5 protein-coding genes, 1 tRNA gene and 2 pseudogenes are annotated in these 6278 nt (G+C 57.0%); 5 read left to right on the top strand and 3 right to left on the bottom strand.

Annotation, left to right across the window (positions count from 1 at the left end; translation table 11 throughout):
* Positions 1 to 73: 73 nt before the first annotated feature.
* Both QJT82_RS44815 and QJT82_RS44820 read left to right on the top strand, forming a co-directional pair.
* Positions 74 to 277, top strand: a pseudogene (locus tag QJT82_RS44815) (TrbI/VirB10 family protein); the annotation flags it as partial.
* A gap of 4 nt (positions 278 to 281) precedes the next feature.
* Positions 282 to 524, top strand: a complete 243-nt coding sequence (locus QJT82_RS44820; protein ID WP_075968962.1) for a DUF2274 domain-containing protein — start codon at positions 282 to 284, stop codon at positions 522 to 524.
* A 75-nt stretch (positions 525 to 599) separates the two neighbouring features.
* Here QJT82_RS44820 and QJT82_RS44825 read toward each other — a convergent pair whose 3' ends face one another.
* Positions 600 to 1508 (bottom strand): TauD/TfdA family dioxygenase, encoded by a 909-nt coding sequence (locus QJT82_RS44825; protein WP_026192417.1) that lies wholly within the window; start codon positions 1506 to 1508, stop codon positions 600 to 602.
* Between the two features lie 283 nt (positions 1509 to 1791).
* Complete coding sequence (locus QJT82_RS44830; protein ID WP_016848237.1) at positions 1792 to 2472, bottom strand: HAD hydrolase-like protein; 681 nt, start codon at positions 2470 to 2472, stop codon at positions 1792 to 1794.
* An 844-nt stretch (positions 2473 to 3316) separates the two neighbouring features.
* On the opposite strand from QJT82_RS44830, the gene QJT82_RS44835 reads away from it, so the two are divergent.
* Positions 3317 to 3419, top strand: a tRNA-Ser gene (locus tag QJT82_RS44835).
* A gap of 132 nt (positions 3420 to 3551) precedes the next feature.
* Here QJT82_RS44835 and QJT82_RS44840 read toward each other — a convergent pair.
* Positions 3552 to 4280, bottom strand: a pseudogene (locus QJT82_RS44840) (site-specific integrase); the annotation flags it as partial.
* Here QJT82_RS44840 and QJT82_RS45710 point away from each other — a divergent pair.
* The gene (locus QJT82_RS45710) at positions 4164 to 4463 is read left to right on the top strand and encodes a hypothetical protein (RefSeq protein ID WP_338132206.1); all 300 of its coding nucleotides are present in this window, start codon (positions 4164 to 4166) and stop codon (positions 4461 to 4463) included. The pseudogene QJT82_RS44840 and the gene QJT82_RS45710 overlap by 117 nt on opposite strands.
* Positions 4464 to 5634: 1171 nt before the next feature.
* Positions 5635 to 5958, top strand: coding sequence for a DUF736 family protein (locus tag QJT82_RS44845; RefSeq protein WP_028344406.1), 324 nt, complete (start codon positions 5635 to 5637; stop codon positions 5956 to 5958).
* Positions 5959 to 6278 lie beyond the last annotated feature (320 nt).

Genomic DNA, 6278 nt, shown 5'->3' on the forward strand with positions numbered 1-6278 from the left:
CGTCTGGACCAAGAAAAAGGTCCGTCAACGCCGTTTCAAAGGCCGCCGTATCACTCAGCTCTGATTCCGGGTACTAGGGGCTGGTTCGGACACCAATAGCAACGACAGCGCCATCATCCAGGCGTTGCGACACGGCGCCTCCGACTCACTAAACCAAACCGGACAGCAGGTGGTTCGACGCAGTCTCAATATCCAGCCCACTTTGACCGTGCGGCCTGGTTTCCCGGTTCGTGTTCTTGTCAATCGTGACCTCATAGTTACGCCGTATAGAGGGTGACAACATGCCAAAACTCAAAATAGGAGAGCTTCCAGACGACAAGCCGGTCAAAGTGAGTACGGAGCTGCCGGCGGCCGTGCATCGTGATCTCATTGCATATGCAGAGGCCCTTTCGCTTCAAGGTGGTCAAGTCGTCGAACCGACTAAGCTTATCGCCCCCATGTTAGCGCGCTTTATGGCCACCGATCGAGGGTTTTCTAAACTGAAACGTCGAGGCGACGCACCGGTCGCCGGCGCAGGACAGTGATGCCTAAGGTTTCTCAAAGCTGTCGCGCGACGCTTAATGCGATGCATAAACCTAGGCGCCGCCGAGTTTGGGCCGCTATTCCGTTACCTTCAGGCGCGTTACACTGCTCCGGCCATCTACGCTGATGGGCACGTCACCATCGATCGTGGCCCGACGTACGACGCGATGCTGGTCACCGTAATCGTTGACTGCGTAATGCTGTGTTGCGCGATTGTCCCATATCGCGATATCGCCCTCTAGCCAGTTCCAGCGCACAGTGTTTTCGGGCGCGGTGACGTGAGACTGGAACAGATCGAACAGCTTTTGTCCGTCGTACTTAGGGACCCCAATAAAGTGCTTCACCAAGGCGCCGAGCACCAGCGCCCGCTCGCCTGTTTCGGGGTGGACGCGCACGACGGGATGCTCGGTCTCAAAAACCGTTCTGGTGAACACCTCGTCAAAGTGTCTCTTGTCGACCTCGCGGACGCGCGCGATTCCGGCGTAATCGAAAACGTTGCTGTGAACGGCCCATAGTTCCTCTGCAAGCCGCTGTAGCGGTGCCGGTAGATCAAGATAAGCAGCCGCTGTGTTCGACCACACGGTGTCGCCTCCGAACGTTGGCATTACAACGGCTCGTAGGACCAAAGTTTTGGGATAGGCTTCGGCGAAGGTCCCATCCGCATGCCAAACATCGGCGCGACCGCCGCCGCGACTGGAGTCCAGTTCGAGGAGCGACGCCATCCCCTTGGTAGGACCGAGCATCGGATGGGGAACTAGCTTTCCAAGGCGAGCGGCAAAGCGCTCATGCTCGGCGTCATTGAGATGTCCTTGATTGCGGAAGAAGATCACCTTGTGCTCGAGCAACAAGCTGTTAATAGCGTCGATCGTGTGGTCCGGTAGATCGCCCGATAGCTTGATATTTTTGACTTCGGCACCGATGCGCGCTGCACGCTTCACAACATCGGTGCCTGAAATGACGTCACCGATCACAGCCGTTCTGCTCATGTTGTTTTTCCAAGCCCCTCGCAGTGTCTTCCTCGCCTCTCGGTAGCGAATGATTCCAGCAAGCATCGTGCCATGTGACGGACTCAGACCGACCGCGTAGACTCACATGGGCGCCGAACGGATCGCGATATTTGGCGCAAGCTTTCGGACTGAACTGACTGATAGTTCGCCCGTGTGACGAAAGAACTTGATCGCCGACCACTCTCGTCGAATGGTGTGAAGACCAAGCGGACAGCAATAGCGCGCCAACCGGCAGCTTCTTCTGTTATGCTCTTGTGGTGACTCATCCGATCGGAAGAATGCAATGCTTCTGCAAAATGGGTAATAATTCGTGATGGTCATGAATCATGTAATCAGGCCCCGCGGCGCGCAAGCGTGCTTCGGAAACGAATCCCCCCATTATTGATACGTTGATAAGACCGAGATTGCGGGCAATCTCCGTCTCAACTGGCATGTCACCCACGATGACGGTTCTTTGTGGAGGTATATCATTGGCCTGCATATACAAGCGCAGACGTTCTTCCTTGTTCACGCTCTTAAACTGGGTTGCGCGGTTCTCAAATGCCAAAATGTCCGTGACGTGAGTCTTGATTCCAAGTCTTCGCACTTGTGCGCGAATTGGTTCAACAATGTGATTGCTGACAATAATGGTGTGAACGGCTCTGTGATCAGCGGCGAGCAAAACATTTCGTGCCCCTTTGCGTAAGGCAGCGTTGCGCGCCAAGAATTCGTAAGTGTCATGAAAAATGGCGCTGTCATTTCTCTCCACGACGTCGATTTCATCTTTCGACATGTCTAGGTTGCGGAAGAGAACCGAAAGAGGGAGTTCGAATTCCTCTCGAAGCCTGCGCATATCTACGGTTGCGCGACCGAATCGGCTCAAAATTGCATTGATGGTTTGAAGCACCGCATTGGCATCATCGAGCAGCGTGCCATTCCAGTCGAACACAATCGCGGATTTCATGGGCGAATGAACCTAAGGTCGGAGGCCAAGCGGTCTTAGGAAGACAAATATGTCTGGCAACTCCTTGGCTCACAGAACGACATGGCTACGATCCGACTTGGATCGCTGTTCTGTGTAGGACGCGCGAACTAGGGAAGAAGAGCATGACCGTTTTCCTCTGTATCTTTGAAGCTGATCTTTGCTGGAGCAATGGTCGTGCCAACGCCGCAAGCGCGCAGTAAGCGGCAAACTGTGCTTTGAAAAATCTGAACCCGACGCGCAGTGTGGCGATCCTGACATGACCTTACGTCGCTGTCAGAAACGGACCAAGATTTTTACGGTGGACCAGCCACAGCATAGAGCTGGCGACGCCGACGTATCTTGTTTTCGTCATTCGGCGGTCGGATCCCTCCCGCGCCAGCAATGAAATGCATGAGTAGTGAAAAGACTTGGCTTACTGTTTTAGCTGGCTACCCAGACAAGCCCGAGGGTGGCGCTTTGGAGCAGTCGTGGAGTAACTCGTCACCGACGCAGTCAAGGAAGTTGGCGAGCGGCAGGTCCGGTCGATGGCCGGGTGCAATCGGTGCCGATCGTGGGCGCCGCCAGATCACTTTTTCCGAAGACGTCATCAGAGTCGGTCTTCTGAAAGAACTGAGCTTGTTACGTAAAAACCAGTGTTCATGCGGCAGAGTTTAGGGGCGCTCGGAAATCGCTAGGATTGCTTCTCCTTGCGATCAGATGCTGATTTTGAACTTAGTCAGGTCACATTGCAGCTCGCCGGCTCGACATCTCAGCGAGCGCCGTTCTCGTCAGGAAATGCCGCAACGAAATCGCAATGAATTGGGTGAAACGACCGTGAACAAAACGGGACGGGAGTGGCCACCACACAAGAAAAATCAATAAGTTAGAAGATGCTCACTGCGTTCGGGACGCAGGGGTCGCAGGTTCGAATCCTGCCACTCCGACCAGATTTCCTTAGGTTTTTTGTTCTCATCGGTGGCTGTTCCCGAGTCAACCACCGATTTGACCACCGAAACATACCTCGCTTTTTGGCCAATGGCTGCTGCCGCCCCGTGCAAATGATCGGGATGGTGATGGCCATAGGTATCCTGCAGGACCTCCGACGACATGCCGAGGAACCCGGCTGCCTCCCAGATCGGCACGCCGCGCTGCATCAGCCAGGTCGCCGCCGTGTGGCGCAACGTGTGCGGAGTGACTTTCCCGGGTAGCTTGGCCAGATCCACGGCAGATTTGAAGCCTTTCTTCACGGAAGCCACCGGCTTGCCGTTGAACTCGACGAAGCAGGTGCTGATCAGCTTCCGGTCTTTCCAACGACGCATATGAGCCAGTAGCCGGGGCGGAAGTGGAGCTGGCGTCTGACGCTTCTTGGTGGCTCGCTTCCCGATCGGCCTGCGGTAGAAGATACCACGCTCCAGATCAACGTACGAGTGCCCAAGCTCCTGGTATGGCGATGCCGCCGCGATCGCGCCGGCTCTGGTGCCGGTGTAGAGGCCGATCAGGATAAATCTGGCCACGTGTCGCAGTGGTCGGCGGTCTGTCCGTACCGGGTCGCCCTTTGAACTGCCGGCGTGGATCGTCTGCTTCTCGCGATAGCGCCAACATTGCCAAACCAGGGCTGCCGCCTCAGTGCGTGTCAGCCACCGATCGCGCGCCTCGCCTTTCGGCGGGAGAGACACGCGAACCGTGCCCCGGTGAAAGCCCTCTTTTGCATGATGGTTGATCGCAGCGCGGAAAGTCTCGAGGTCACGGCGCGCGCCGCCCTTGCTACCGCGATGTTTGACGTAAGCTGCGCAGGATTGCGCGTTCACTGCCGACAGCTTCTTGCCGCCCCAAAAATCGTTGAGCCGGTCGATCCTCGCTTCGATTTCAAGCTGGTCACCCGGCTCGCCGATATCGGTCAAATAGATCGACAGGACGTCAGCGCAATCGATGTCGTCGATATCTCTTCGGCTGCGCTCCGGTTGATATTTTTGCGCAATGTAGTCTGCTAGCGCTTGCTCTGCTTTCTGCGGTGGCTTTGTTTCAGACGCGCTCGCAATGCATCCTGTGGCGATATGCCGGTCTCCGTCCTTGATGATCCAAACGGACTGGGCGACGAGATTGCCTTCGCGATAACGGGCTTTGCGTCTGTAGAGCCGGGCTCCTTTGCTTGGACGCGGCATAATTCCCTCATTCTCTCTATATGAAAGAGTGTCGTGTAATCCTTGCCCGCAATGCGCTCGATGATGAGCCTTCCGCGAGCACTCTCTCTGCGCAATCCGGACGCGGTCATCGAGCCATCGGGAAAAGCCACGGCCGCTGCCACGGAAAGCCGAAGTGGATCGTGCAGGCCAACAGCTTCGCGCTGCCTTGATGCATCGGTCATGCTAGTGAAATCGCGATCGGCGAAAGCACTAACGTGCCGCATCTGGTAAGGCGCCCCTTTGCGCTGGACGTCCCAAGGTCATCAGTGCCCATCGGCACATACAATCAACGCATGGACGGCAACTCAATTGCGACGAGCCGCAGTTTGGGCCGACATGAGCGGACAGGAGCAATGCCTGAGACGGGAGCGCCAGCGTTATCCTAGGTGCGGATATTGATCACTTTTGCGAGGCCCTCATTTTCGTTCTTCATTCCGGCTGGCTTCTTGACTGGCCATTGTCCGCTCTGCCCTCGTTTGGCTCGGGCGAAACACGCTCGGCTAAGGTGAACCCCTCGATTGGCCGTTGGTTGACTGCGATCCACACGCCGACCAACAAACCTTGCCGATCCGGCTCAACAATATTCGGCGGTTGCCGGCTGTGGCTTGTGCGATTCTATCGGGTCGGATGTTCTGCGGGTACTGGCAGATTTGACAGGTCGTGCATTGGCCTGACGCGCCGCCTGGGACGATCGGTTCGGAGTCTCCGCAGTCAATGTCTGTCCTGTGGCTGCCTCAGCGGACGATTTCCCTGCTTATGGACGTGATGACCTATGGGAAGCGCCCCGCCATCTGAAACCCTCGCCAGCTCCTTTTTTCCCCGCCGGCAAGCCGGCTCCTCGCGGCCGCTTCGCTACAAAAAAGGTGCTCTCTCGGGTGCGCCGCTGCGCTTCGCCCCGATGGGTTCAATCGCGTTTCGCTCCCCATGACGGTCTCGCCATCGCAGGGGATCGGCCCTGCGGCAGCGAAGGAGACAGACCATGACTGCAATCGGATTCGTCACCCGTACGGACAACGGCGGCTACAGGGGCGAGCTCAAGACCTTGTCGATCCGTGCCCATATCGACATCGTTCCCAATAGCGGCAAGTCGACTGAGGCTCAGCCAGATTTCCGCATCATTGCCCAGGGAGTTGAGATCGGCGCCGGCTGGATCCGCCGCGGCGAGAGCAGCGGCAAGGACTACGTCAGCCTGTCACTCGCGGCACCTGAACTTGGGTCTCGCAAGCTCTATGCCAACCTTGGACGGGCCGTCGGCTTGGGCGATGACAACGGCTTCTTTCTCATCTGGAATCCCGGAGACTAGCTCCGAGATTTTGAGCTCCCGCGCTGCACGCGGGAGCTCTTTCTTGGCTCCAGGCGGCCGGCTATCGATCGTCATTGCCTGTAGTGCGGATGAATTTTTCCGTTCGATCGCGCGTTCCGGGCGTGAGCAATCGGACGCGGAGTCGCACTCGATCTGTGTGCTTTGCAGCGGCCGACGGCCACGACAGCGAGCGCAAAATCGAGAATTTTTCTCTGGGGCATTTTGCTCAAGGAGGGGTACTTGAGTCCGTATGTCCTTTAGCGCCAGCATAGCGGCGCCACCGGTCTCCGTCACAGTCGAGCCGCCGCCGCGCATGAGGG

This window comes from Bradyrhizobium sp. Mp19 (genome assembly GCF_029952935.1).
GTDB lineage: Bacteria > Pseudomonadota > Alphaproteobacteria > Rhizobiales > Xanthobacteraceae > Bradyrhizobium > Bradyrhizobium elkanii.